Source organism: Variovorax nivicola (genome assembly GCF_051216475.1).
GTDB lineage: Bacteria > Pseudomonadota > Gammaproteobacteria > Burkholderiales > Burkholderiaceae_C > Variovorax.
This window is the reverse complement of sequence record NZ_JBPJZK010000003.1, coordinates 73,133-98,009: the sequence shown is the minus strand read 5'-3', so window position 1 is coordinate 98,009 and position 24,877 is coordinate 73,133. Positions and strand designations below refer to the sequence as shown.

Below are 24,877 nucleotides of genomic sequence, written 5' to 3'. Positions count from 1 at the left end.
TCCGATTTGCGAATTCGAGGGCATAAAAAAACAAATTAATGCTGACCCGATCCTGACCAAATCAGGGCATTCGAAATGGCAAATGAATATCGGTGCGGCTTCCCAACACAATCCCGACTGTTCTTATCTGGAGTGAAACAATTCTGTTGTAAGCGTGATTTGAAGCGTCAGATTTCGAATCTTTGGAGGCCTGTACGCCGCTAATGCGGCTGCGCGCTTTCCCGATAAACGAAACGAGGCTGGCACGAGCGAATGAGCAAGTTTGAGAGCGAGAACATTCCGGTTGAATCGGGCGCCCGGCGTCGGTTCATCCAGGAGGCCAGCACGATCCTGGCAATGATGCTGTCGGGGTGTGGCGGCGGTGGCAGTGGCGGCGGACAGCCATTTGGGCTTGGCTTGCCTCTTGCGCTTGTTCCTTCTCCAGCGCCGGCCCAGCAGCCCTCGCCGCAGCCTGAAGGCACGTGTGAAAGCAGCATCGCGACCGAACCCGAACAGATCGCTGCCCGAAGCGCATTCGTTCATCCCGGATTGCTGCACAACGAAGAAGACCTGCTGCGCATGCGCGCCAAGGTCGAGGCACAGGCGCAGCCCTGGCTCGGTGGATATCAGCAATTGATCAGCGGCGACTACACCAGCCTGAGCCGCAAGCCGAATCCGCAAGAGACCGTCATTCGCGGAGGCTCGGGCGAGAACTTCGGAACGATGGTGTTCGACATGCTGACCGCCTATGAACTGGCCGTGCGCTGGAGGGTGTCCGGGGACGCTGCTTATGCCGATCTGGCGGTCCAATTCCTGGATCAGTGGTCTTCGAAGATGAAGACGCTCACCGGCGATGCAGACCGGTTCATCGCGGCCGGCCTGTATGGCTACCAATGGGCCAACGCCGCCGAGATCATGCGCACCTACGAGGGTTGGTCTCCTGCGGGAATTGCGAGCTTCCAGGCGTTGATGAAGGAGGTCTTCTACCCGCTGTGCCACAGCTTTCTGACCGACCACAACGGCACCAACACGAGCAGCAGAACAGTCACGAACTACTGGAGCTCCTGGGACCTGCTCACCCTATGCGGGGTAATGGCCATTGGGGTCTTCTGCGACGACCTCGCTCTCTACGACGAGGCGATCACCTATTTCAAGAGTGGGCTGGGCAATGGCGCGGCGCAGCACATGGTTTACCGGCTGCATCGCGGGCACCTGGGGCAATGGCAGGAAAGCGGGCGCGATCAAGGGCATTCGACGCTGAGCGTTGCCTGTCTCGCCTCTGCCTGCGAGATGGCCTGGAAGCAGGGAGACGACCTCTATGGCTACTGGAACAACCGCACGCTGTCCGGCGCGGAATATGTCGCTGCATCCAACCTGCAGGACGCGAGCGGCGCGTACCCGGATCTGCCTTTCTCGGTGTACACGAACATCCAAGGGACCTTCACGGCCATTTCGACGGACGGTCGCCCTCTCCTTCGGCCTTGCTGGGAGCTCTTCTACAACCACTACGTGAATCGAAAGGGGCTTTCGGCCCCATACGTTTCAGCCATGGCTGCCAGGATGAGGCCGGAGAAGCGCGACACCGGCGGCGATGAGCCGAGCTTCGGCACGCTGACCGCGACGCTCGATCCACTTGCTTCGGGGGCGGCACCCAGCGGGCTGACTGCGCACGTGGTTCAGGACACGGTCGAGTTGGACTGGTGGGGCAGTTCCGACGCGACGGCCTATGAGGTCCAGAGGGCGAGTTCGGCGTGCGGCCCCTTCACGACCTTGGCCTCTGTCCCGGAGACTCGCGCGTATACCGACGTCCCCGGCGCGGGCACGTGGCTCTATCGCATCGTTGCGGTCACACCGTCGGGCGAACGAGTCGGCAAGCAGGTGCAGACCGTGTCCATGCCGGGCCAGTTGGTTCTTCATGTTCCGTTCAACGAAGGTACCGGGTCGTCGGCCACCGACGCAGTGGATGTGCGGCGAACCGCGCTCCTGTCCGGTGGCGCAACGTGGGCTGAAGGCCGGCTCGCGGGAGAAAAGGCAGTTCTCCTGGACGGCAACGGCGCGTTTGTCACGCTGCCTGCCGGCGTCATGGCGAACCTGCACGATTTCACTCTGTGTCTGTGGGTGAACTGCACCGCGTCTGCGAAAAACGCCTGGCTGGTTGCCATGAGTTCGAGCTACGTCTCGTACTTCGGAGTGCTTCCCTCCGATGGGCAAGCGGCCCTGCGCAGCACCATCACCGGCACGCTGTACTTTGGCGAGCAGAGCGTTTCGGCCCCCACAGCCCTTCCCGCTGGCCGTTGGGTGCATTTGGCCGTCACGCTCTCCGGTTCGACCGGCACGCTCTACCTCGACGGAAACATCGTCGGGACAGATTCGACGATGGATTTCGCACCCTACCAATTGGGCGAAACGCCCGACAACTGGCTGGGCCGGTCTCCCTATGCCTCGGACCCCTACTTCAAAGGTGCCGTGCAGGACTTCCGGCTATACAGCGGCGCGCTGACACAGGCTGAGATCGCTCGTATCGCCGCGGGATAGAGAGGTGCGCGATGGCGCAGCGCACCGCTGCGCTACTCGCGGTGCTCCTCCTTCCGGTGGGGTTCGGCATGTCCGTGCGGAGCCGGCGGGCTCAGCTCCTTTGCCGATCGCTACTTCAAGGTCGCGCCGCCTCGTGCGAAGTACTGACCCGACAGGCGCGCAAACTGGCCGCCATCGGTGGTGATCGAAGTCTGATGGCCGCCACCTGGGCTGAAGACGATCGCGAACGTGTGGGTATCGCCGTACTCCTGGGTGTTGCGCAGCATGTAGTCGACGTGGTTGTCGCGGTAGTGCAGGTCGGTGCCGCCGGGCGTGTCGGACGGCACGCCCATCGGCGTCTGCCACCACAGGATCGGCAGGCCATTGCCCAACGCCGCGCGATAGTCCGAGATCTGGCTCTGGGATTCGTGGAAATTGGGGCTGGTCTGGTTGGTTTCGTCCCAATAGAACGGACCGCTTCGTCCCTTGCATTCGTCGGGCGGCGACGCGACTTCCCTGCAACCCGCATCGCGGTCGCTGGTCTGGGCGACGATGAAGTCCGCTTGGTGTGCGCCGACCGCGCGCATCTGGGCACCGATCTCGGCAGGGGTGCCGCTCCAGAAAGCCGGCGGGAACCCGACCAGCGCCTTGGGCGCGATCTGCCTGCCCATCTGCACCAGGCATTGGCCAAGGCCTGCGGCGGTGTTCGGCAGCCCGCTGCATTCCGGCTGGTTGTTCACCACGGCGGGCAACTGCGTCGCGTCGCGGTTGGGTGCCTGCGAAGCAACGAATCCCCAGAAGTCGGGCTCCAGGTTGATCAGAACGGGCGTACCGAGGTCTGCGATGCGCTGGTACATCAGCCGGACCTGGGCCCAGTAGTTGTTCATGAACGTCGCGTCGTTGATGCCGCTCAGATTGCCTTCGCCGTTCGCCGTCATCTGGTACAGCGTGTACATGGGAATCGCGCCGTAGGCCTGGATGGCCTGCGCGGTGTATGTGACATACGCACCATCGGGACTGTTCCAAGTGGGCCAGGCACCTGCGCCGACGCCCACGAGGTAGGTGTCCACGATGTCCGGATGAATGCTCTGGCTTTTCATCTGATCGATGGGACTGGAGCCAAGTCCGATCAACACCCGAGCCGGCTTGCCGAGCTTGGTCACCAACGCAGCGGTCGCCGCAACGGGCGAAGCGTCGCCACCTGTGCCACCTGTGCCGCTACCACTTTGGCTATCACTGCCCTGGCTGCTGCCATTGCTGCCTTGGCTGCCACCATTGGCGCCCAAGCCGATCAGGCCACCCAAGCCACTGCCTTGATTGCCGCCACCTCCGCCACCGCAGCCAGACAGGAGCACCGAAAGCATCAGTGCAGAAACGTATCGTCGGGAAAACATAGTTATGGGAATAGTTTTTTTGAGATTGAAGAGAAACCGCCACCGCACGCGGCGCGTACTTCGCTTCCGGGATCTGCCGACGACCGCGTCCGGCCTCTGGCTGCTCCGCAGGCGCGGCCCCCTCTCCAAAATGACGCGCTGCGCGATGGCGCGGCGATATTTGCAGGGAAAAATGTTTTCGACTACGCCGAGGAATGAAATGCAGTCACTCGTTTTTCGGGGCAATGACGCCAGACCCGTAAGCGGCTGGCGAACCCACCTTGACGGCATGCTTGATGAGCCTATTCAGCGTCCCTCCATCCAACTGGCGACTTGCAGAACTCGTTCTTGATCGTTCTCGAGGCGCGGCATCCGTGTATCCGTCCGTCGAAGTAGTGAGGCTGTTTGATCTGGTATCACAACACGCAAAAAAACGATTGGTCCTCCCGCGGATGCATCCATAGCATCGCCGTCGCCAACTCGCCGGATGAGCGAGAGGCAACGAGCCCCGTTGAGTCGTGAACCCGTCCTTTCAACGACGCTGGTTTTGCGATCACGGGATTTGGGCAAGCCTTCAACGCCTTCGCCGGCAGGCGGCGTGGAAACGAAATGGCTGCCTTTATATGGAGACAGGAATTCCTTAGTGAAGACTTTTTTGAAATCAATCCGTTCGGCTTTTGCGGCCGCCGCGCTGGTCGCTGCATTCGGCGGCGCTCAGGCGCAATCGGCGGGTTACCTGCTGGTTCATTTCACCGGCGAATCCGCGCAAGGCGAGCAGACCTACATGGCCGTCAGCACCGACGGCATGCATTGGACGGACCTGAACAACAGCCAGCCTGTCCTCATGTCGAACGTGGGCGAGAAGGGCGTGCGTGACCACAGCATCGTGCGCTCGCCCGACGGCTCCAAATACTGGATCCTCGCCACCGACCTGCGCATCGCCAGCGGCAAGGGTTGGGACGCCGCGATGCATCGGGGCAGCACCAAGCTGGTCATCTGGGAATCCACCGACCTCGTGCACTGGTCCGAGCCACGCCTGGTGGACATTGCCGGCGCCATTCCGAATGCAGGTTGCGCATGGGCACCCGAAGCCATCTGGGACCCGGTGTCGAACGCCTACATCGTGTACTGGACGACCATCTCGCCGCTCAACGGCATCGACAAGCCTCGCATCTACTACTCGAAGACGACCGACTTCCGCAACTTCACTGCGCCGCAGATGTACATCGACCGGCCCGGAACGCAACAGATCATCGACACGCAGATCCTCGAAGTGGCAGGCAGCGTGGGCGGCTACAAGTACGTGCGCGCCTCCGGCGACGGCCAGATCACCCTGGAAGGCAGCCAGTCGGTGCTGGGTTCCTGGACGACCATCGGCGACCTGTCGCAAATCGGCCTCACGGGCAGCATGGTGGAAGGCCCCATCCTCTTCAAGTTCAACGGCGAGAACAAGTGGGGCCTGTGGGTCGACCAGTACGCCGCGAGCAAAGGCTACCTGCCGCTAACGTCGATCAACATGGGCAGCGCACAGAACTGGCAGATCGCGCCATCGGGCTCGTACAACCTGGGGGCGGACCGCAAGCGGCACGGCGGCATCCTGAACCTCAGCGCCGTGGAGATGAGCCGCCTGAACGCGCAGTGGGGCGGCTCCACGCCCATCAACCGCCTGCAGTCCTCCAACTTCCCGGACCGGTATGTGCGGCACGCCGACTTGACGACGGTGCGCATCGATCCGAACGTTTCCCCGCTGGACGATTCGAAGTTCCGGATGGTGAAGGGCCTGGCGAACAACGCGGACTACGTGTCCTTTGCGTCGGTGAACCTGCCGGGCTACTACCTGCGCCACAAGAACTTCGTGTTCGAACTGGCGCCCTATGACGGATCGCCGCAGTTCGCTGCCGACGCAACGTTCAAGCAGGAGACAGGCCTGGCGGACGCGGGCGCCAGCTCCTTCCAGGCCTACAGCCAGCCGGGCTACTACATCCGCCACTACGCCTACCAGCTGCGTCTGGACCCGATCAGCAATCAGACCGGTCGCGCCGATGCCACCTTCCGTGTGACCAACTGACGGAATCGAACGAGGACTTCCCGTCGACCTGAGTCAGCGGGATTCGAATTGGCAGCCCGGTTCAACGCGATTGCTCATCGGTCTGCAACTCCACCAGCGCCCGGTACAGCTGCTCGGGCGAGATCGGCTTGTGCAGCAGTGGAATGCCGCTGGCCAGGGCTTCGCGCAGACGCTCTGAGGCAGTGTCTCCGGTGATGATGAGGGCGGGTGTATGACGCCCCCCCTGCCGATGTAATTGCTGACGCAATTCTGAAATGGCGTGAGCCCCGGTGCGCGGCCCACGCAGTCGATAGTCGCTGATGATGCACGCAGGGGGATTTTGCAGGGCCAGCGGCAGTGCCTCCTCCAGGGATTCGGCGTTGTCGCAGGCGCAGCCCCAACTTTGCAGCAGGTGCACCATGGCGCTGCGCACAGCGGCATCGTCGTCAATTACCAGTACCCGCATGGGTTGCAACTGCGGCCCCTTTTGTCGCGGAGGTGGCACAGGTGCAACCGACAGGGGCAGCTCCAGCCGGAATACGCTGCCCCGCTCAGGCTTGGATGACAACGTCAGCCCATGGCCCATTGACCTCGCCAGTCCGTCGGCAATGGCCAGGCCGAGCCCCAGGCCCTTGTGCCGGTCGCGCTCGGGGTTGCCCAGTTGGTGAAACTCCCGAAAGATGGCTTGCTGGTCGGCTGGTGCGATGCCTATGCCGGTGTCCCACACCTCGATGCTCACGGTGTGCCGATGTTTTCGGCAGGTAACCAGCAGGCCGCCGTGCTGGGTATAGCGGATGGCGTTGGAGACCAGGTTGCGCACCACCATGCCGACCAGGATGGCATCGGATTGCACGGCAAGCCGGGTTTCCCGCGAGCGGTAGACCAGCCCTTTGGCATCGGCCAGCGGAGCGAAGTCGTTCTCGATCTGGTACAGCAGGTCTTGCAGGAGAAAGGGTTGTATCTGGGGCTGCACCACACCGGCTTCGATGCGCGAAAAGTCCAGCAGGGTGTTGAGCATGTCGCTGGAGGCGCGCCAGGCCGACTGGGTGCTGACCAACACCTCGCTTTGATACGTTGACAGCGGGGTACGTGACAGCACGTCCAGAAACATGCCTTGGGCGTGGATTGGTTGGCGCAAGTCGTGGCTGGCGGCGGCCAGGAAACGTGACTTGGCCAGGTTTGCCTGTTCGGCCGCTTCTTTCTGGACATGCAGGCGTTCGGCCAGGTCGGCAATCTGGAAGCGAGCCCGCAACGATTCGGTCAGCTTGTCGTTGAGCGTCCGGGCAAAGCGCACCGCCAGCAGCGAATAGGCAAAAATCGTCAGGCCGACAGCCTGGTACAAGTGACTGCCAAGCATCAGGTTGCCCGCGACGGCACTCACCGCGCAGGGCAGGAAAAAGGCATGGAAGGTCGGCAGATGGATCGTCTGCGAAATCAGGGAACTCGAGACCAGGCCGGCCAGCATGAGGGTGATCAGCAAGCGGTGCTCGACTTCGCCGTATTGCAGCAAGCACAGAGCACCACCAGCCCACAGCAACCCCGAGCCGAGCGACAGGACCATGTGCAGTTGAATCCGACGGCTGACCTCCGCTTCTGTAACGGTCTGGTGCCGCAGCCACCACCAGCATGCCAGGCGCACCAATGCGTGCCCAACCAGCAACCCGCTCCACACCAGCAGCACGGTCAAAGGAAGAACCTCGTGCATCACCCACAGCAGTGCGGTGGCCACCAATAGACTACCAAGCACGATGAAGGGCACGTTGCTCTGCAACGTGATGAACTGGTGCAACTGGATCTGGGATTCGGCCTTGGAAGACAGGGGTGCAGAAGCGGGAGACGGGTTCATTTAGGCAACCTCCGGCAGCTACCGGAGCCTGCGTTGTTTCACGTTGAGGATTTGCTTGCGCAACGCCCCCTGTCCACCCTCGGGCGGACAGGGGGCGCTGCGCAAGTCCTGTTAACCAATCAGCCCGTTTTGGCGTGCCGCAAACGTGGCCTGCGAGCGGCTGTTGACCCCGAGCAAGCCCAGGACCGCTTGCACATGCCCGCGCACGGTGAACTCCGACACCTGCAGACGCCGGGCAATGAGCTTGTTGGGCAGACCCTCGCACAGCAGGTCCAGCACCTCGCATTGGCGGGGGGTCAGCCGGGGCACGCTGGGCTTTATCGGGGGGCTGCTGGTAAGGGGCGGCGCCAGGGTGTGGCGAATCACCGCGATGATTTTGTCCGGGGTATCGCCCTTGGAGACGAAAGCCGCCGCGCCGCGTGCCAGAGCCTGGGCGATGGTGTCGGGCGTCGCGATGGAGGACAGCATCACCACCGGCACCTGTGGCCAGCGTTGCCGAAGCAGCCCCAGCCCCTCCAGTCCGTTGACACCCTGCAGCTGGATGTCGAGCAGCACCAGCGCGGGTGGCTCGTCCGTCGTGCGCACGGCTTGCTCCAGGGATGCTGCCTCCGATACCTCGACATCGGCCATGCCCTGCAGCAAAACCAGACGCAGACCCGAGCGGAAAAGCGCGTGGTCGTCTATGAGCAGCAAATGCAAGAGCGGCATGCGCAAATTAAAACATCAGTTGCAAAAAGTTTCCATCAGTCAATATTGACTATATGCGGGTCGGTACGCCCTGGGCAGCATGCAATCTTTTTCATGCACAGAACAGGGCTATTTCTCCATGAACCACGCCTACCGCCTCGTCTGGAGCGACGCCGCATGCTGCGTGCCCGCCCCCGAGACCGCCAAGGGACGCGGCAGGTCGTCCGTCCGTGTCGCCGCCGTCGTGGCGCTCTGCGGGACGCTGCTGGCCAGCGGCGCGTGGGCCGGCCCCAGTGGTGGCAGCGTGAGCGCCGGCAGCGGCAGCATCAGCCAGAGCGGCGCCACCACCACCATCACGCAGGGCAGCCAGAACCTGTCCATCAACTGGGCCAGCTTCGGCATTGCCGCCGGAGAGCGCGTCAACTTCGTGCAGCCCGGCACCAGCGCCATCGCACTGAACCGCGTCATCGGCTCGGAGAACTCGGTGATCAACGGCAGCCTGAGCGCCAACGGCCAAGTGTGGATCCTCAACCCCAACGGCGTGCTGTTCGGCAGCACGGCCAGCGTCAACGTCGGCGGCCTGGTGGCCTCCACGCTCTCCTTGAGCGATGCCGACTTCCTGGCCGGCAAGCGCAGCTTCACAGCGGATGGCACCCAGGGCACGGTGGTCAACCAGGGCAGCCTGACCGGCGGCTATGTCGCGTTGCTCGGCAAGAAGGTCAGCAATGAAGGCACGATCACCACGGCCAACGGCACGGCCGCGCTGGCCGCCGGCGACAAGATCACGCTGGACTTCAGCGGCAACCAGTTGCTATCGGTGCAAGTGGATGAGGGCACGCTCAACGCCCTGGTGGAAAACAAGGGCCTGATCCGCGCCGACAACGGCACGGTGATCCTCACCGCTAGCGCCAAGGAAGCGCTGCTCGATACCGTGGTCAACAACGAAGGCGTGATCGAAGCACGGGGCATCGACAGCAGCGGCGGCACCATCCTCTTGCTCGGCGGCTTCAACGGCGGCACCGTGAAGGTGGCGGGCACGCTGGATGCCTCAGCCAACGGCTCCAACAACGGCGGCTTCATCGAGACCAGCGGCGCGCACGTGCAGGTCGCCGACGGGGCCAGGATCAGCACTCTGTCCGAAAGCGGCAAGACCGGCACCTGGCTGATCGACCCGACCGACTTCACCATCGCCAGCGGCAGTGGGGCCCAAACGACCAGCGGCATCGGGGCCGACACGCTGTCGAGCAACCTGGCCACGACCAGCGTCACGCTCGCCACCGATGCCAGCACGGGCACCGACAGCGGCGACATCAACGTCAACGCAGCGGTGAGCTGGAGCGCCAACACCACGTTGACGCTGAACGCCTACCACGACATCAACATCAATGCGGCGATCACCGCCACGGGCACCAGCGCCGGGCTGGTGTTGAACTACGGCAACTACGCCACGGCCGGCAGCGCCACCAGCGGCACCGACTACAACGTGAAGGCGCCCATCACCTTGAACGGGGCCAGCGCCACGCTGGGCATCAACGGCACGAGCTACACGCTGATCCGCAGCATGGCGCAGCTCGATGCCATCGACAGCACCGGGCTGAACGGCAACTATGCGCTGGCGCAGGACCTGGATGCCGGTGGCACCACCTACACCAGTGCACTGGTGGGCTCGGCTGCCACCACCTTCGGCGGCCGCTTTGCCGGCCTGGGCCACACCATCTCGAACCTGGTCATCAGCGCCGGCAGCGCCAACTACACGGGCCTGTTTGCGCGAAACATCGGCACCCTCCGTGACCTGGGCCTGGTCGGCGGCAGTGTGTCGGGCGGCGAGTTCGTCGGTTCGCTGACAGGCTCGAACGGGGGCAGCATCAGCGGCGCCTATGCCACCGGCAGTGTTTCCGGAACCGACAGGGTCGGCGGGCTGGTGGGCTACAACAGCAACGGCAGCATCAGCAACGTCTATGCCACCGGCAGCGTTTCGGGGACTGGCGGCGACGTCGGCGGGCTGGTGGGCGCGAGCTACAACTCCACCATCGACAACGCCTATGCCACGGGCAGCGTTTCGGGGACTGGCGACTACGTCGGCGGGCTGGTGGGCACGAACGCGAGCAGCATCAGCAACGCCTATGCCACCGGCAGCGTTTCGGGGGCCGGCAACGCCGTCGGCGGGCTGGTGGGCAGGAACGACGGTGGCAGCATCGGCAACGCCTATGCCACCGGCAGCGTTTCGGCAAACCACTTCGCTGGCGGGTTGGTGGGCGTGAACGCCGGCAGCATCAGCGACGCCTATGCCACCGGCAGCGTTTCGGCGACTCTCGACTACGCCGGCGGGCTGGTGGGCGTGAACTACTTCGGCGGCACCATCAGCAACGCCTATGCCATCGGCAGCGTTTCGGGAAGCAACTACATCGGCGGGCTGGCGGGCTGGAACCCCGGCACCATCAGCAACGCTTATGCCACCGGCAGTGTCTCGGGGGTTGGCGGCGACGTCGGCGGGCTGGTGGGCTTGAACGACGGCAGCATCGGCAACGCCTACTGGGACAGCAGCACCACCGGCCAAAGCGCCGCGGTGGGCCCGGGCAGCGGCGGCACGGTCACCAACGTCAGCGCCGTCACCAGCAGCACCGCCTACAGCCACAGCAGCTACGCCATCCTCGGCACCTGGACCGAAACGGCTTCGGGCTCCGGCGTATGGGTGGCCAAGGACGGCAGCGGCAACCCGCAGTGGGTGATGGTCGAAGGCGCGACCCGCCCCTTTCTGTACAGCGAGTACTCCACCAGCATCCGCAACGCCCACCAACTGCAGCTGATGGCCTACGACCTCACGGCCAGCTACAGCATGGCCGCCGATGTCGACGCCAGCGCCACTGACGGCACCAACACCAGCGGCATGTGGACCACGGCCGGCTTCTCGCCGGTGGGCAGCAGCACGCTGGTGTTCAGCGGCAGCCTGAACGGCCAAAGCCACACCATCACCGACCTGGTGATCAACCGCAGCGCGACGTCGACGGTCGGGCTGTTCGGTCAGACCGGCAGCACCAGCGCGATCCACGACGTTGGTTTGCTGGGTGGCAGCGTCACCGGCAACGACACGGTGGGCAGCCTGGTGGGCTACAACCAGGGCAGCATCAGCAACGCCTACGCCACCGGGACCGTCACGGGGAATTCGAGCGTGGGCGGCCTGGTGGGCTACAGCATCGGCGGCAGCATCAGCAATGCCCATGCCACGGGCGATGTCAGCGGCAGCGGCTACGTGGGCGGGCTGGTCGGCTACAACTCCAGCAGCAGCGTCAGCGGCAGCTACGCCACCGGCGCCGTCAACGGTGCCGGCTCCGCTGTGGGGGGCCTGCTGGGGCTCAGCTATGCCAGCAGCATCAGCGATGCCTACGCGACCGGAGCCGTCAGTGGCACCGGCAACAGCATCGGCGGCCTGGTGGGCTCCCGCACCGGCGGCAACATCAGCGATGTCTACGCCACCGGCACCGTCATCGGTACCGGCGACGATGTTGGCGGCCTGGTGGGCTCCAGCAGCGGCGGCAGCATCAGCAACGCCTACGCCAGCGGCACCGTCACCAGCGCGGGCAGCTACGTGGGGGGGCTGATCGGTCTTCTCGACGGCGGCAGCATCAGCAATGCCCACGCCACCGGCACCGTCGGCAGTTCCGATGTGGCGGGCGTCGTGGGCGGCCTGGTGGGCTACAACGCCGGCGGCAGCATCAGCAACGCCTATGCCACGGGGGCTGTCAGCGGCACCGGCACCCTGGGTGGCCTGGTGGGCTACAGCTACATCGGCAGCATCAGCAATGCCTACGCCACGGGTGACGTCAGTGGCCCGGGCAACGAGGTCGGTGGCCTGGTGGGCTCCAACAACGGCAGCATCAGCGACGCCTATGCCACGGGCAATGTCAGCGGTAACCAGGCCGGCGGCCTGGTGGGCTACAACCAGAGCGGCAACATCAGCAATGCCTACGCGACGGGCACCGTCAGTGGTTCTGTCGATGTCGGTGGCCTCGTGGGCTTCAACAGGGGCAGCATCAGCAGTGCCTACGCCAGCGGCGACGTCAGCGGCGATGCCAGCGGCTCCAGCAGCAATGTCGGAGGCCTGGTGGGCTTCAACACCGGCAGCATCAGCGATGCCCACGCCACCGGTACGGTCGGTGGCGGTGCCAACTATGCCGGCGGCCTGGTGGGCCTCAACAGCGGCAGCATCGGCGATGCCTACGCCACGGGCTCCGTCAGCGGGGTTGTTGGTGTGGGCGGGTTGGTAGGCCTCAACAACGGCAGCGTCAGCAAGGCCTACGCCACCGGCAGCGTTGCCGGCACGGACAGTGTGGGCGGGTTGGTGGGCTACAACTTCGGCGGCACCAGCAGCATCAGCAATGTCTACGCCACGGGCACTGTCAGCGCGTCCAACAACTATGCGGGCGGGCTGGTGGGCTGGAGTGGTGCCGGCAACATCAGCAATGCCTACGCCACCGGGGCCGTCAGCGCGGCCAATGGCTATGCAGGGGGCCTGATGGGCTGGAATGCCGGGAGCATCCTCAACACCTACGCCACGGGCGTCGTCAGCGGCGCCAGCGATGTGGGCCGCCTGGTGGGCCACAACGTCGGCAGCATTACGGCATCGTTCTGGCTCGGTGCGGGCAACACTGGCGTGGGCACCGATGCGGGCTCGGTCGATGTACTGACACGGGGCCTGAGCATCAGCGAAGCCACCAGCGCCAGCACCTACAGCGCCGCCGGCTGGGACATCGCCACCGTCGGCGGCAGCAGCGCGGTGTGGCGCATCTACGAGGGCGACACCATGCCCTTGCTGCGCAGCTTCCTGACCGCGCTGACCGTCACGGCCGGCAACGTCAGCAAGACCTACGACGGCACGACCAGCTTCAGCGACAGCTACACCCTCAGCGACCCAGGTGCCAACACCAGCCTCATCGCTGGTACCGCGAGCTACAACACCAGCAGCAAGAACGTGGGCAGCTACGCCATCACCGTCGGCGGCCTGTATTCCAGCCAGCAGGGCTACGACCTGATTTCAGCGGGTACGGCCAGCATCACCGCCGCTGCGCTGACCGTTACCGCCAACGACGCCAGCAAGACCGCCGACGGCACGGCCTACAGCGGCGGCAACGGCGTGAACTACAGCGGCTTCGTCAATGGCGAAACCAGCAGCGTGCTCGGCGGCAACCTGGTCTACGGCGGTACTGCGCAGGGCGCCACCGCAGCCGGCGGCTACAGCATTGCCGCCAGCGGGTTGAGCTCGGGCAACTACGCGCTGAGTTATGTCGACGGCACGCTGGTGATCAGCGCGGCGGCGACCGGACCCTCACCCGGACCCGCACCGGTCGATGGCCCGGTGGTAGTGGTCAGCGCGGCAGCAACCGGACCCTCGCCGTCGCGCGCCGATTCCTCGCTGCGCGAAGCGCAGCAGCGAGCACAGGCCGACCAACCCGACTCGCCGAGGCCACCGAGCCAGCCGCACGAGCCGCTGCGCATCGAGCTGTGCGGTCTGAACATGGACCAACCCGCGACCGACTTCTTCACCCGCAACGAGAACAAGCTTTCATGCATGTCACGCCTCGAATCCCGCTGAGCCTGCTGGGCGCTTCCCTGACCTTGGCACTGGGCACCACAACGGCTTCAGCCGCCACCCCGGATGCCGGGCAGATCCTGCAGGAACCCCGCGCGCCCCTGGCAGCCCCGGGCACCAGTACGCCGGCGCTGAACGTCGACGCCCCGTCGGCGCGCAGCGTGTCCGAGGGGGGCATGAAGGTCCGGCTTTCAGCTGTCCGCTTCAGCGGCAACACTGCTTTCAGCAGCGCCGCGCTGCAGGCCTTGCTGACCGACGCAGTCGGCAAGGAGCTGACCTTTGCCGAGCTGACACGATTGGCCGACCGCGTCAGCCGGCACTATCGCGAAGCCGGCTACCTGGTCGCGCGTGCCTACCTGCCGGCCCAGGCGGTCAAAGACGGCGTGCTCGACATCGCCGTGCTGGAAGGCAACCTGGGCCAGGTCAGCGTCACCAACAACGCCGGCCTCAAGGACTCGGCCCTCGCTCCCTTGGGCGCCCTGCCGCTGAACGCCCCGGTGCAGGCCCAGAGCCTGGACCGCACGCTGCTCACACTGTCGGATCTGCCGGGCACCCGCGTGCAGTCCACCCTGCGCCCGGGCACGACCGTTGGGGCATCGGACCTGCTGGTGGAGGTGAACAAGACCCGCGCCTTCCAGGGCATTGCCGATATCGACAACTTCGGCAGCACCTACACCGGGCAGTACCGCGTCGGCACCAGCCTGTACTGGAACAACCCACTGGACCGGGGCGACCAGATGAGCTTGCGGCTGCAGGCCAGCGACACCAGCATGCACTACGCGCGCCTGGGCTACCAGCTGCCTCTGGGCTCCAGCGGCACGCGCGTGGGCGTGGCCGTGTCGCACCTCGACTACCGCCTGGGCAAAGACTTCGCGGCACTGGACGCCGACGGCAAGGCCGATACCGTCAGCCTGTATGTGCGCCATCCCTTGCTGCGCAGCCTGGAGAACAACTGGTATGCCCAGCTCCAGGTGGACGCCAAGAATCTGCGCGACAACGTGGGCAGCACCGCCACCACGTCGGTGCACCAGCTGCGCAATGTCGTGCTGGGGCTGAACGGCGACTGGCAGGATGCGCTGGGCGGTGGCGCCAGCAACGCCCTGGCCGTGAACCTGACAACCGGCCAACTGCGGCTGGACAACGACAGCCTGGCGCAAGACGCGGCCAGCACCCAAAGCGCCGGGCACTTCAGCAAGCTGAACTACCAGCTGCAACGCCTGCAGGCCCTGCGTCCCGACTGGTCGCTGGCCCTGAACCTCAGCGGCCAGATGGCCGACCGGAACCTGGCTTCGGCGGAGAAATTCAGCCTGGGCGGCAGCAACGGCGTGCGGGCCTATGCGCAAGGCGAGGCCCTTGGCGACGCTGGCTGGCTGGCCAGTGCGGCGCTGCGCTGGCAGCCCGCACCGGGCTGGCAACTGCAAGCCTTCTACGACGCGGGAGGCGTGCAGCTCAACCACCGTGCGTGGAACCGCACCGGCAGCACCAGCAACCGCGCGCGTCTGGCTGGCGCCGGTCTGGGCGTGGGCTGGGTGACGGACAAGTTGGCGTTCTCGCTCACCTCTGCCTGGGCCACCGAGGGCCGGGCCAGCGATGGCCGCCGCGGCGCGCGGCTGTGGGCGCAGGCGACCGTGGCGTTCTGAATCGCTGCAACTTCATCGTCCGTCGATGAATGGCGGGCCCGGGAATACCCTCTGACCTCCTCGAAGTCTTCTTGCCTACATTTCTTGTATGCAAGACAAGGCGTTGCTTGCATGCAAAACCTAGACAAGACAGACAGGAGACTCCATGCCCCGCTTCGCCAAATCGCTTTTCGGTCAGGTGGTCATCGCGCTGGTGCTCGGCGTGCTCGCGGGGCTCTTTGCGCCCGAGTACGCCGTCAAGCTCAAGCCCCTCGGTGACGCGTTCATCAAGCTGATCAAGATGATCATCCCGGTGCTGGTGTTCTGCGTGGTGGTGCACGGCATTGCCGGCGCGGGAGACCTGAAGCGCGTGGGCCGGGTAGGCGTGAAGTCGCTCATCTACTTCGAAGTGCTGACCACCATCGCGCTGGCGATGGGCCTGGTGCTGGCCTTCGTGTTCCAGCCCGGCGCGGGCATGAACGTCGACCCGTCGAAGCTCGACCCGGCCGCGATGAGCGCCTACGCCTCGAACGCCGACAAGCTCACGAGCGGCGGCACGGTCGAGTTTTTGATGAAGCTCATTCCGACCACGGTGGTCAACGCGTTCGCCACTGGCGACGTGCTGCAGGTGCTGCTGTTCGCGGTGCTGTTCGGCTGCGCGCTCACGCTGCTGGGCGAGCGCGGCAAGCCGGTAGCCGTGGTGGTCGATGCACTCTCGCTGGTGCTGTTCAAGATCATGGGGATCATCATCAAGCTGGCGCCGCTGGGCGTGCTGGGCGCCATCGCGTTCACGGTCGGGCAATACGGCATCGGCTCGCTCAAGCAGCTGGGCATGCTGGTTGCGCTCTTCTACGGCGCGGTGCTGATCTTCGTGTTCGTGGTGCTCGGGCTGGTGATGCGCATGTCGGGCTTCAGCCTGATCAAGCTGCTGCGCTACCTGCGCGAAGAGCTCACCATCGTCTTCGCCACCACCTCGTCGGACAGCGTGCTGCCGCAGATCATGGCCAAGCTGCGCCGCATGGGCATCCGCGATTCGACCGTCGGCCTGGTGATTCCCACGGGCTACTCGTTCAACCTCGACGCCTTCTCGATCTACATCACGCTGGCGGCGGTGTTCATCGCGCAGGCCACCAACACGCCGATCTCGATGACCGACCTGATGACGATCCTGGCAATCGCACTGGTCACGTCCAAGGGTGCGCACGGCGTGCCAGGCTCGGCCATCGTGGTGCTGGCCGCCACGCTGCACGCCATTCCGGCAATTCCCGCCATCGGGCTGGTGCTGGTGCTGTCGGTCGACTGGTTCATGGGCATCGCCCGCGCACTGGGCAACCTGATCGGCAACTGCGTGGCGACTGTGGCCATTGCGGCGTGGGAAGGCGACATCGACCGCGAACGCGCCCATGCGGTGCTCGACGGCAACTACTCGCCCGACGACGAGCCGCTGGCCGAGGTGGAACCCGCCGTGGTAAACACCGCGGGCGCCGCCACCGCAGCAGCATCGCGCGCCCACTGAAGAAAAGAAGCCGAAGAGAAACATGCCCGCCGACGTCAGCCCCACCGTCATTGCCGAACGCGTCGTCGAGGCCATCCTCGCGCAGAAGCTCGCGCCCGGTGAACGGCTCGGCGAGCAGGCGCTGGCCGAGAATTTCTCGGTGAGCCGCACGATGGTGCGCGAGGCGCTGATGCAGCTGCAGGCGCGCGGTTTTGTCGAAGTGCAGTCGCGCCGCGGCTGGTACGTGGTGGAGCCTTCGGCCGAAGAAGCGCGCGATGCCTTCTCGGCACGGCGCATCGTCGAGGCCGGCATCCTCGAAGCGAGCGAGGGGCGGCCGCTGTCGAAGGTGATCCGCAAGCTGCGCGACCACATCGCCGACGAGCAGCGCGCCATCGAAGGTGCCGATGCCGCCACGCGCGCCTTCCTGCTGGCCGACTTCCACGTGTGCCTGGCCGAGCAGATGGGGCACCAGCTGCTGGTCGACGTGCTGCGCGACCTCACGGCGCGCACCACGCTGGCGGCCACGCTCTATCAGTCGAAGCACGAGGCGGGGCAGTCCTGCGCGGAGCACGGCGCCATCGTCGCGGCCCTTGAGGCCGGCGACACCGCCGGGGCGCGGCGGCTGATGCTGGAGCACATCGGCAATGTCGAGCGCGCGCTGGAAGTCGATGCTGCGGCCGAGCCTGATGCGCCGAGCAGGCTCAAGGCCACGCTGGCGCCGGTGGCGCTGCCGCGCGCACGGCGCTGAGGGGCGTTCGGCCACGCGCACTCGCAACGCTGGTGCGGCAGCACCTCCAACTACTCGCGTATGTCGATGCCAGGCGGGCTGATGGTGGAAACCAGCTCCACATCAGGGTCGAAGTCGCACATGGGTGGCGCGTGGCCCGACAGCTTCTCGTATAAAGCACGAAGGTAGCCGGGCTTATCTTCGACTTCGTCCAAGGGTACTGATTGCGGAACCACGTAACCCCAGAACTTTTCGAATTGGCCGGACGACAAGATGAACTCGATGGCTTCCAGCACCCTCTGCTTGCTCACCGGGCCAAAACGGTCAAAGTCTGCTTTCATTGCATCAAACAATCTGGCACGACAACTCTCTTCGTTGATGTAAAACTCATCTAGGTCATCATCACTCATGGCCAGAAGGAAGTAATCCAATTCACGGATGTAGCGAGGGAAGATTTTCTTTTTCATCAGGGGTCGAGTTCTGGGTAAGCAGTGATAATTCCTTGAGGGCCTCTAACCACAGTTGCGTATCCAGTGGTTTCTGAGCATCCGCCTCCTTTTCTGTAGCCCTCGCCAACAACTCGTCCCATTGGGACGGTTGCTCTATTAGCTCCCGTTCGATTCATCTCCGCCATACCGCGTTGAATCGCATCGAGCTGATCGACATTGCTAAGGAATTGGGTCGAGTTGGGGCCGCATTGTTGATTGCCGCCGAAAATTGACCCTCGGCTCAGAGGTCGGCGGAATTCAACACGAAGTCTCTTGGCAGAGGCGGATGCCCCGTTAGTTTCTCGTACAGCGCACGCAGGTAGCCCGGTTTGTCTTAAGCCTCATCCAGTGGCACCGCATGCGGCACCACGGCGCGCCAATACCCATTGATGTCCCCCGATGACAGAATGAACTCAATAGCCTCCAGAACCCTTTGCTTGTTCACCGGCCCATAAGTATCGAAGTCGATTTTCATCGCATCAAACAACTTGGCGCGACAAACCTCGTCGTTAATTTAGAAATTGTCGATGTCGTCATCGCTCATGGAAAGCAAGTAGTAGTACATCTCATGGATGTAGTCGAGAAAGATTCGCATGAATCAGAGCCTCCCAACCCTAATTCGGGATACCCGGCAATGATCCCCACTGGCCAGACTTGTCGTACTAACAGCTGCGTCGAATGCCGACGGTTTCGATCGATCTCAACGAGTTACTGATCCATTTCATCCAATAGTTCGGCTAGCCTTTTTAAGTTTTCAGCCAGTGTGCGAACTTCACCGGCCGCAAGCTCAACTGGATCTCCGAATTTTGATATCGCTTTCAACTGAATAGATGAGTCTTGCTCGATCCAAGCATCAACACAGCCATCTGCGGAGGTGTAGCGTTTTATAGGTCCTTTCATTTTAATGGTTCTTTTGTCGGGAAATGTGCGTTTCCAGCAACTGGCGCCACAACTTTTTTATTTCATCCGGTTGATATGCGTGCACGTGATCAATCGCAGCTTTTGGAGCTTTCACTCAAAGAACTTGCTTTAGGCGCAAAAGAATTCTGAAAATCAGCTCATCCTGACGTGCATTTAATTCTTTCTTGAGAAAAAATTCATCGCTCACGAAAGTGAATATTTCCTCATCCTCTTGTCCTTCTTGATTCATTATTTCCGCTACAACGAGATAATCTCCTTTTTCGTGCTCGCTTAGTTGAATTGTCAAATCAAGTTCCTGCGGATAAAAACTTGCGTAACCATAAAACACTCTTCCATTGTCATTCACTCCAGAGTTGACTCTCGTCACGTTGCCTGCACTCAGGAGGCGCACCTCTATTTCCTTGAGATATTTTTCCAAAAAATGCTTCATGTGCGGTTACTTTTTGCCTTTTGATCGAATGCCTCCGAGCAGACCTTCTGTATATAAATGTGGTTTCCCAGTGCCGCGAGTAGCTGACCAGGATTTGAGTTTTTCATCAGTTGGATCATTTGCCGGCCGTATGGTGACATGCCCATCAGATTTGTCGTGTATTACATCCAACCCGCAAGAGCACGCATGTGCAACGTCTAATTCGACATATTTTCCAGAATCCAATCCGTCAATACTTGTAGCAGCAGAAAGCCCAGGCGGGCCACTTCCTTTTCTAACATCATCTACCCCTGGACGCGGAGTCATGCTATCGGAAGTTCCAGAGGCACCTCTATAAACGCTTCCGGTTTTAAGTGGTTTAGGTTGAAATCCGCTTAGCCCCAGTGGATCAATCCATCCGATTGAACTGGGGGCATACGTATGCAAATTGATGCCGCCGGAGAGACCAATTGGATCTTTCGATACGAACCGCCCATTCGCCGGGTCGTAATACCGATACCTGTTGTAGTGCAGCCCCGTCTCGTCGTCAAAGTACTGCCCCTGGAACCGAATCGGATTCCTGAACCCCGCCTTCCGACCTGCTTCGCTGATCGCCTGCTTTGCCTCACCCCAAGCCTTGTAGCTGGCCGACCAGGCGATCCGCCCCTCATGATCCGTCAGCTCCTGCGGCGTACCCAGGTGATCGCATTGATAGAACGCGATCTCTTCCTTGCGGAAGGGCGCAGGTGTTCGGCTCTGTTCTCCGTTCCACAACGGATCCTGCTCGATGTCGTAGTGCCCGCCATTGGCCACGATCAGCGCCTTCACATCCGTGGTCTCGCTCAATGCGACGGCTTGCGCCTGCCTGATCTGCACCAGCGGCACGAACGAGCCAGGTTCGTGGATGTAGTGCACGCTGTCGCCGCGCCAGGCCCGCTCCTGCTGCCCTTCGGTACTCTGGGTGCTCTCGAACGCCAGCGTATCCCCATCCCACCCGAACAAGGTCGTAGCGTGTGACGTCCGCTTGGTGATGCGCCTTCCCAGAGCGTCGTAGCTAAAGTGCGTGGTCTCGCCGAAGGTCTCGGCACTGCGCATGCGGTTATAGCCATCCCACGTGAAGGTGGTCTTTTCTCCGTTGCGGCTGCGCTCAGTCAGGTTGCCGCGCTCGTCCCATCTGTAGTGGGTGCCTGCATAGTCCTTCAACAGGTTGTCCATCAGCCTGCCGGCAATGCTGCGGCCTTCACCGTCGAGGCGAACGGCCACGCGGTTGGTGATGCGCCCAGTTGCCTGCACGTCGGTGCCGACTTCGGACGGACTGCCGATGTTGCCCGCTGGATCGAACGCGAAGGTCTCGCGCCCCAGCCGGCTGTTGGCTTCGAGCAGTCGCCCTACCGGGTCATAGCGATAGCTCAGGTTGCCGCGCCGGCTGTCGCCGATGGCGATCAACTGGCCGGCCTTGTCGTATTGGTAGCTGCGACGGATGCCGGTGGGTTCGAGCGCGCCACGTCTGGTCTGGGAGATTTGCTGCTCCAGCAATCGGCCGGCCGGGTCGTAGTTCTGTTTCTGTATGAGCCCGTTGGCCTGCTCGCGCGCAATCTCGCGGTGCAGGTTGTCGCGCTCGAAGCCCAGGATGTCTTGCCCGTCGATGAGCAATCCGTGCACGTGGCCCAAGCCATAGGTGAGCCACTGGGTCACGTGACCATCGGGGCGAATGGTTGCAATGCGCTGGTTGAGTTCGTCGTAGCGGTGTTGCCAGACCGCGGTGCGTGCGCCCTCCACGTAGAGCTGATGCTCGCGCGTCAGGTTGCCCGCGGGGTCATAGAACCATTGCAGCTTCGCATCGCTGTTCCTGGCTTCGATCAATCGGCCGTTGCGGTCGTAGGCAAAGCTTTCGGCGTCGCCGCCGGCCTGGCGCTCGCTCAGGCGACCGATCGGATCGAATTGCAGCAGCGTGGTGTGCTCGCCCTCGACTACTTCCGACAGCACCCCGGTGGACTCTTCATAGCGATACCGTGTGATCTTGCGGTCGAAGCCGGTTTCTTCCAGCAACCGACCCACCGGGTCATAGCGGAAGCTGTAGCGACTGCGGTTCTCGTTGTGCAGTTCGCTCAGGCGTCCAAGCAGATCCCAGCGGTACTTGAGCGTGTGGCCTGCCGCGTCGGTGCGCTCGGACACGAGGCCGGAGCGCGTGTAGTCGTAGCTCGTCCTGCGCCCCAGCGCATCGGAGTGCGCGAGCAGGCGTCCCTCAGCGTCGTGCACGAAATACTCGCTGGTGTTGTCGGGCAGGGTGATTTCCTCGAGCTGGCCTGGACGGCTGGCGTTCGTCGCGGTCGTGGCCTGCCGCTGTCCGTTCGCCCCGGTGTAGCGATAGCGGGTGCTCTGGCCCATTGCATCGGTCGCTTTGACCAAGCGCCCCTGCTCGTCGTATTCCCATCGAGTGGTCTTGCCCGAGCAATCGGTGTGGCTGGCAAGTTGACCAGCGTACGTGTAGGCCAGCGTCTTGACGCCGCCCTTCAAATCGGTAATTCGCAACGGCCGGCCGGCCTTGTCGTAGGCGTATTCGGTCTTGTGCCCCAGCGGGTCGATCTCTTCGACGAGGTTGCCGTCGGCGTCGTAGTCGCGCTTCCAGACACCACCCTCGGCGTCGCGCAGTCCCGTCATGCGCCCGCGCTTGTCGTGCGCAAAGTGCACCTGGCTGCCGTCAGCCCGGGTGTGGGTCCGCAGGTTGCCGTCGGCGTCGTAGCTGAAGTCGTCCGTGCTGCCATCGGTATGAACATGGCGAGTGATGTTCTTTGCTTCATCGCGGAAGAGCCACTCCTGGCGCTTGTCTGGATGGACGATCCGGTAGGTGTAGCCGAGGATGTCGTAGTAGTACCAGGTCTCGCCGCCAAGCGCGTCGGTCGCATAGGTCAACCGGATGTTCCTGTCCCACTCCAGCTTGAGGGCAAAGCTCCCGTCATCACTCCACTCGCGCACGGCCTTTGCCTCGGCGCCGGTGCCGTTGTATTCGAGGTTCATGCCGCGGCCGGTGCGGTCGGTGTAACGGGTCACGAGGTGATGGCTGTAGCTGTAGCTCCAGCTCTCGCCGTTTTCGTCCTGGGCCGAGACGAGGTCGCCTTCGGCATCGTGAACATAGGCGGCGAGTTGGCGCACGACCTGGCCGCCCTTGATCTCCCACAGGCTGGTGATCAATCCGCTTTGCGCATCGGGGCGCGTGCCGACATGGGCAATCGTGAGCCCACCTTGCTTGCTGATGATGTCGCTCAGAACCTGCTCGCCTGTGGCTGCAATCACGTGGTCGTAGCGCAAGCCGATGACGGCTTCTTTGCCGGCATGCAGCGCGACGAGACGAAAGCGCTGCCTGCTCTGGGTCGAAACCTTGCGAGCCACGGTATTCACGAGTTCGTAGACCTCGCGCCAGTCGCTGGCCTCGCCGGCCGATACGGGCTTGCCGAAATCCACGGTCAACAGCGTCTCGCTCAGACGTGTGAGCGTCACTTCTTCGATGGCATCGCGATGGCCCTGGCCCACGGCCAGCAGCGGGTAGGCATGACTGCGGCCGTCCGCGCCGTGATAGATCAGGCTGAGCTGGCCGGCTCGCGGACCTTGGGCCGGCGTGGCGATGTCCACGCGAGTGCTGTAGGGCGTGAGCCATCTCGCGCCGAGGCTGCCCTGATCGAAAGCGCCAAGATTGCTGCGGTAGGTGCGCGCCCAGGTGATGGGCAACGGCGCAGCCAGCGTGAAGTCGACGTGAGTGAAGCTTTCACAGCCGGTCGCAAGGCTGATGGCGAACTTGCTTGCCGAGGGCACCGGTGCACCGGAAACCGGACAGTTCTTGCAACCGGGGTCGCCGTTGACAGGAGCCTGCACACGGAGGTGCTCGACCCGGGTGTCGGCCCTGTTTTTTTTTGCTTCGGCACCGGCACCTGGCGACACGATTGCCGCGCGCGGGCTCTTCCGCTGCGCAATGGCCGCCAGCAGCTTGCGCAGCAGCCACATGATGCTGCCCTCCAGTTCCTGGCTGGCGAGGTCCGTCAGTTGCTTGCGAAAGTCCACCTTCAAGGTGCTCAGACTCGCGATCACCTCGTTGACCTTGACCCTGACGCTTTCAGGCAGGTAGCCGGCTGCCTTCCTGGCGGCGTAGTTGGCGGCTCGCTTGGCCGTGCCCTCGGAGTACTTCACCGCCCGGCGCCACATGCCGCTCCATGTGCTTTGGGTCTTGGGGTCGTAGTCGTTGGTTTCCGCGGCACCCGGCTTGGCGATGGTGAAGAGGTCTTGCCCGCCGAGAACGCGCTGAAGGATGCCGATCAGGTTGTCCAGGATGCTGTCGGAGAGCCTTGCGCAGTCTTCCAGAATGCCCGAGAGCCTGGCGATGGCCCCGTCGATGAAGGTCTCAAGTTCACCGACGATGGATGCATTCAGATGTCCCACCAGCGTGGTGACGATGGTCTCGCCAAGATTCCTGGCCCCATGCATGAGCTCTTGCTTGACCAGATGCAGCGTGGGCCGCAGGCTCATGCGCGCTGCGGCCATGGTGGGCGGCGCAGGAATCAGGCCGATGAGATTGATGCCCAGGCTGGCCCAGTTCAGGAACCTTGTGACGGCATCGGTCGACCTCTTCTCGAGGATGGTGACGATGTCGAGAAACACATCCACCAGCGCCATGATGTTGCCCACGATGGGGATGCTGCCCAGCACCGTGGTCAGCCGATCGAGCGTGACGTAGCCGCCGGTGAAGGAACGTAGCCACTCGTCCACCACCTTGCTCGCGGCGGCGATATCTTCCTTGGCGATGGTGTTCAGCGGAGCGACAGCCGTCTGAGGCTCGCGCTCGGCGGTCGATGTCGGTGCAGGCTGGCCTTGGTGTGTGCTCGATGGTGGCTGCTGCGGCGTGTCTGGTCCCATTGTCCAGTCTCCCTGACTGCGTCTGTTCTGTTGTGAAAATCAATTGAAAAGAGAAGGCTTGGCCGCGCCGGGTCATTGCCGAATCAGTGCATGCAGATACGACAAACCGCCTAAAGGCAATTCGCTAATTCGCTCTATACGAATATCGATTGCAAATTGAGCTTCACGCCCACCTCCTCTTTCACTTCCCGCAAATCATTCTAGAAAGCGATCAGGCGCAAATACGGGTATCTAAATAAACGAACGGCCTCTGGTGCGTGATTTATCTCGATATACGCAA

The 24,877-nt window shown here is 63.2% G+C and carries 15 protein-coding genes; 7 read left to right on the top strand and 8 right to left on the bottom strand.

Annotated elements, in window-relative coordinates; all coding sequences use genetic code 11:
* The first annotated feature begins 252 nt into the window (after positions 1 to 252).
* Positions 253 to 2,514: a LamG-like jellyroll fold domain-containing protein gene (locus ACSFBF_RS13185; protein ID WP_435467577.1), complete on the top strand. Its 2,262-nt coding sequence runs from the start codon at positions 253 to 255 to the stop codon at positions 2,512 to 2,514.
* Between the two features lie 110 nt (positions 2,515 to 2,624).
* On the opposite strand, the gene ACSFBF_RS13180 is transcribed toward ACSFBF_RS13185, so the two are convergent.
* Positions 2,625 to 3,593: a hypothetical protein gene (locus ACSFBF_RS13180; protein ID WP_435467575.1), complete on the bottom strand. Its 969-nt coding sequence runs from the start codon at positions 3,591 to 3,593 to the stop codon at positions 2,625 to 2,627.
* Here ACSFBF_RS13180 and ACSFBF_RS13175 point away from each other — a divergent pair.
* Together ACSFBF_RS13175 and ACSFBF_RS13170 are read left to right on the top strand one after the other, a co-directional pair.
* A complete protein-coding gene (locus tag ACSFBF_RS13175; protein WP_435467573.1) occupies positions 3,573 to 4,085 on the top strand; it encodes a hypothetical protein in 513 nt (170 codons plus the stop codon). The two genes, ACSFBF_RS13180 and ACSFBF_RS13175, sit on opposite strands and share 21 nt — an antisense overlap.
* Positions 4,086 to 4,509: 424 nt before the next feature.
* Positions 4,510 to 5,934, top strand: coding sequence for a glycoside hydrolase family 43 protein (locus ACSFBF_RS13170; protein ID WP_435467571.1), 1,425 nt, complete (start codon positions 4,510 to 4,512; stop codon positions 5,932 to 5,934).
* Positions 5,935 to 5,995: 61 nt separating this feature from the next.
* On the opposite strand, the gene ACSFBF_RS13165 is transcribed toward ACSFBF_RS13170, so the two are convergent.
* Positions 5,996 to 7,759: an ATP-binding response regulator gene (locus ACSFBF_RS13165; RefSeq protein WP_435467569.1), complete on the bottom strand. Its 1,764-nt coding sequence runs from the start codon at positions 7,757 to 7,759 to the stop codon at positions 5,996 to 5,998.
* 111 nt (positions 7,760 to 7,870) lie between these two features.
* Positions 7,871 to 8,467: a response regulator transcription factor gene (locus tag ACSFBF_RS13160; RefSeq protein ID WP_435467567.1), complete on the bottom strand. Its 597-nt coding sequence runs from the start codon at positions 8,465 to 8,467 to the stop codon at positions 7,871 to 7,873.
* A gap of 118 nt (positions 8,468 to 8,585) precedes the next feature.
* Between ACSFBF_RS13160 and ACSFBF_RS13155 the strand changes: the two genes are divergently transcribed.
* The 4 genes from ACSFBF_RS13155 to ACSFBF_RS13140 all read left to right on the top strand — a co-directional run bounded on the left by ACSFBF_RS13155 (position 8,586) and on the right by ACSFBF_RS13140 (position 17,895).
* A complete protein-coding gene (locus ACSFBF_RS13155) occupies positions 8,586 to 14,036 on the top strand; it encodes a GLUG motif-containing protein (RefSeq protein ID WP_435467565.1) in 5,451 nt (1,816 codons plus the stop codon).
* The gene (locus ACSFBF_RS13150) at positions 14,009 to 15,673 is read left to right on the top strand and encodes a ShlB/FhaC/HecB family hemolysin secretion/activation protein (RefSeq protein WP_435467563.1); all 1,665 of its coding nucleotides are present in this window, start codon (positions 14,009 to 14,011) and stop codon (positions 15,671 to 15,673) included. The genes ACSFBF_RS13155 and ACSFBF_RS13150 overlap by 28 nt, the downstream gene beginning before the upstream one ends.
* Positions 15,674 to 15,818: 145 nt before the next feature.
* On the top strand, positions 15,819 to 17,168 hold the full coding sequence (locus ACSFBF_RS13145) for a C4-dicarboxylate transporter DctA (RefSeq protein ID WP_435467561.1): 1,350 nt from the start codon (positions 15,819 to 15,821) through the stop codon (positions 17,166 to 17,168).
* A gap of 22 nt (positions 17,169 to 17,190) precedes the next feature.
* Entirely contained in the window at positions 17,191 to 17,895 is a 705-nt protein-coding gene (locus ACSFBF_RS13140; RefSeq protein ID WP_435467559.1) for a GntR family transcriptional regulator, read from the top strand.
* 50 nt (positions 17,896 to 17,945) lie between these two features.
* Here ACSFBF_RS13140 and ACSFBF_RS13135 read toward each other — a convergent pair whose 3' ends face one another.
* From ACSFBF_RS13135 to ACSFBF_RS13115, 5 genes are all read right to left on the bottom strand, one after another.
* Positions 17,946 to 18,341, bottom strand: coding sequence for a hypothetical protein (locus ACSFBF_RS13135; RefSeq protein WP_435467557.1), 396 nt, complete (start codon positions 18,339 to 18,341; stop codon positions 17,946 to 17,948).
* Positions 18,342 to 18,696: 355 nt separating this feature from the next.
* Positions 18,697 to 18,837 (bottom strand): hypothetical protein, encoded by a 141-nt coding sequence (locus ACSFBF_RS13130; RefSeq protein WP_435467555.1) that lies wholly within the window; start codon positions 18,835 to 18,837, stop codon positions 18,697 to 18,699.
* Between the two features lie 233 nt (positions 18,838 to 19,070).
* Complete coding sequence (locus ACSFBF_RS13125) at positions 19,071 to 19,262, bottom strand: hypothetical protein (RefSeq protein WP_435467553.1); 192 nt, start codon at positions 19,260 to 19,262, stop codon at positions 19,071 to 19,073.
* A gap of 115 nt (positions 19,263 to 19,377) precedes the next feature.
* The gene (locus tag ACSFBF_RS13120; RefSeq protein WP_435467551.1) at positions 19,378 to 19,713 is read right to left on the bottom strand and encodes a hypothetical protein; all 336 of its coding nucleotides are present in this window, start codon (positions 19,711 to 19,713) and stop codon (positions 19,378 to 19,380) included.
* 6 nt (positions 19,714 to 19,719) lie between these two features.
* The gene (locus ACSFBF_RS13115; protein ID WP_435467549.1) at positions 19,720 to 24,597 is read right to left on the bottom strand and encodes an RHS repeat-associated core domain-containing protein; all 4,878 of its coding nucleotides are present in this window, start codon (positions 24,595 to 24,597) and stop codon (positions 19,720 to 19,722) included.
* Positions 24,598 to 24,877 lie beyond the last annotated feature (280 nt).

Excerpts from the sequence above, each read along its gene's own strand:
- ACSFBF_RS13155 (WP_435467565.1), top strand. The coding sequence starts at position 8,586 with ATGAACCACGCCTACCGCCTCGTCTGGAGCGACGCCGCATGCTGCGTG.
- ACSFBF_RS13145 (WP_435467561.1), top strand. The coding sequence starts at position 15,819 with ATGCCCCGCTTCGCCAAATCGCTTTTCGGTCAGGTGGTCATCGCGCTG.
- ACSFBF_RS13125 (WP_435467553.1), bottom strand. The coding sequence starts at position 19,262 with ATGAAAGGACCTATAAAACGCTACACCTCCGCAGATGGCTGTGTTGAT.
- ACSFBF_RS13135 (WP_435467557.1), bottom strand. The coding sequence starts at position 18,341 with ATGAAAAAGAAAATCTTCCCTCGCTACATCCGTGAATTGGATTACTTC.
- ACSFBF_RS13150 (WP_435467563.1), top strand. The coding sequence starts at position 14,009 with ATGCATGTCACGCCTCGAATCCCGCTGAGCCTGCTGGGCGCTTCCCTG.
- ACSFBF_RS13175 (WP_435467573.1), top strand. The coding sequence starts at position 3,573 with ATGAATGCTCTGGCTTTTCATCTGATCGATGGGACTGGAGCCAAGTCC.
- ACSFBF_RS13115 (WP_435467549.1), bottom strand. The coding sequence starts at position 24,597 with ATGGGACCAGACACGCCGCAGCAGCCACCATCGAGCACACACCAAGGC.
- ACSFBF_RS13165 (WP_435467569.1), bottom strand. The coding sequence starts at position 7,759 with ATGAACCCGTCTCCCGCTTCTGCACCCCTGTCTTCCAAGGCCGAATCC.
- ACSFBF_RS13130 (WP_435467555.1), bottom strand. The coding sequence starts at position 18,837 with ATGAAAATCGACTTCGATACTTATGGGCCGGTGAACAAGCAAAGGGTT.
- ACSFBF_RS13185 (WP_435467577.1), top strand. The coding sequence starts at position 253 with ATGAGCAAGTTTGAGAGCGAGAACATTCCGGTTGAATCGGGCGCCCGG.
- ACSFBF_RS13120 (WP_435467551.1), bottom strand. The coding sequence starts at position 19,713 with ATGAAGCATTTTTTGGAAAAATATCTCAAGGAAATAGAGGTGCGCCTC.
- ACSFBF_RS13160 (WP_435467567.1), bottom strand. The coding sequence starts at position 8,467 with ATGCCGCTCTTGCATTTGCTGCTCATAGACGACCACGCGCTTTTCCGC.
- ACSFBF_RS13180 (WP_435467575.1), bottom strand. The coding sequence starts at position 3,593 with ATGAAAAGCCAGAGCATTCATCCGGACATCGTGGACACCTACCTCGTG.
- ACSFBF_RS13140 (WP_435467559.1), top strand. The coding sequence starts at position 17,191 with ATGCCCGCCGACGTCAGCCCCACCGTCATTGCCGAACGCGTCGTCGAG.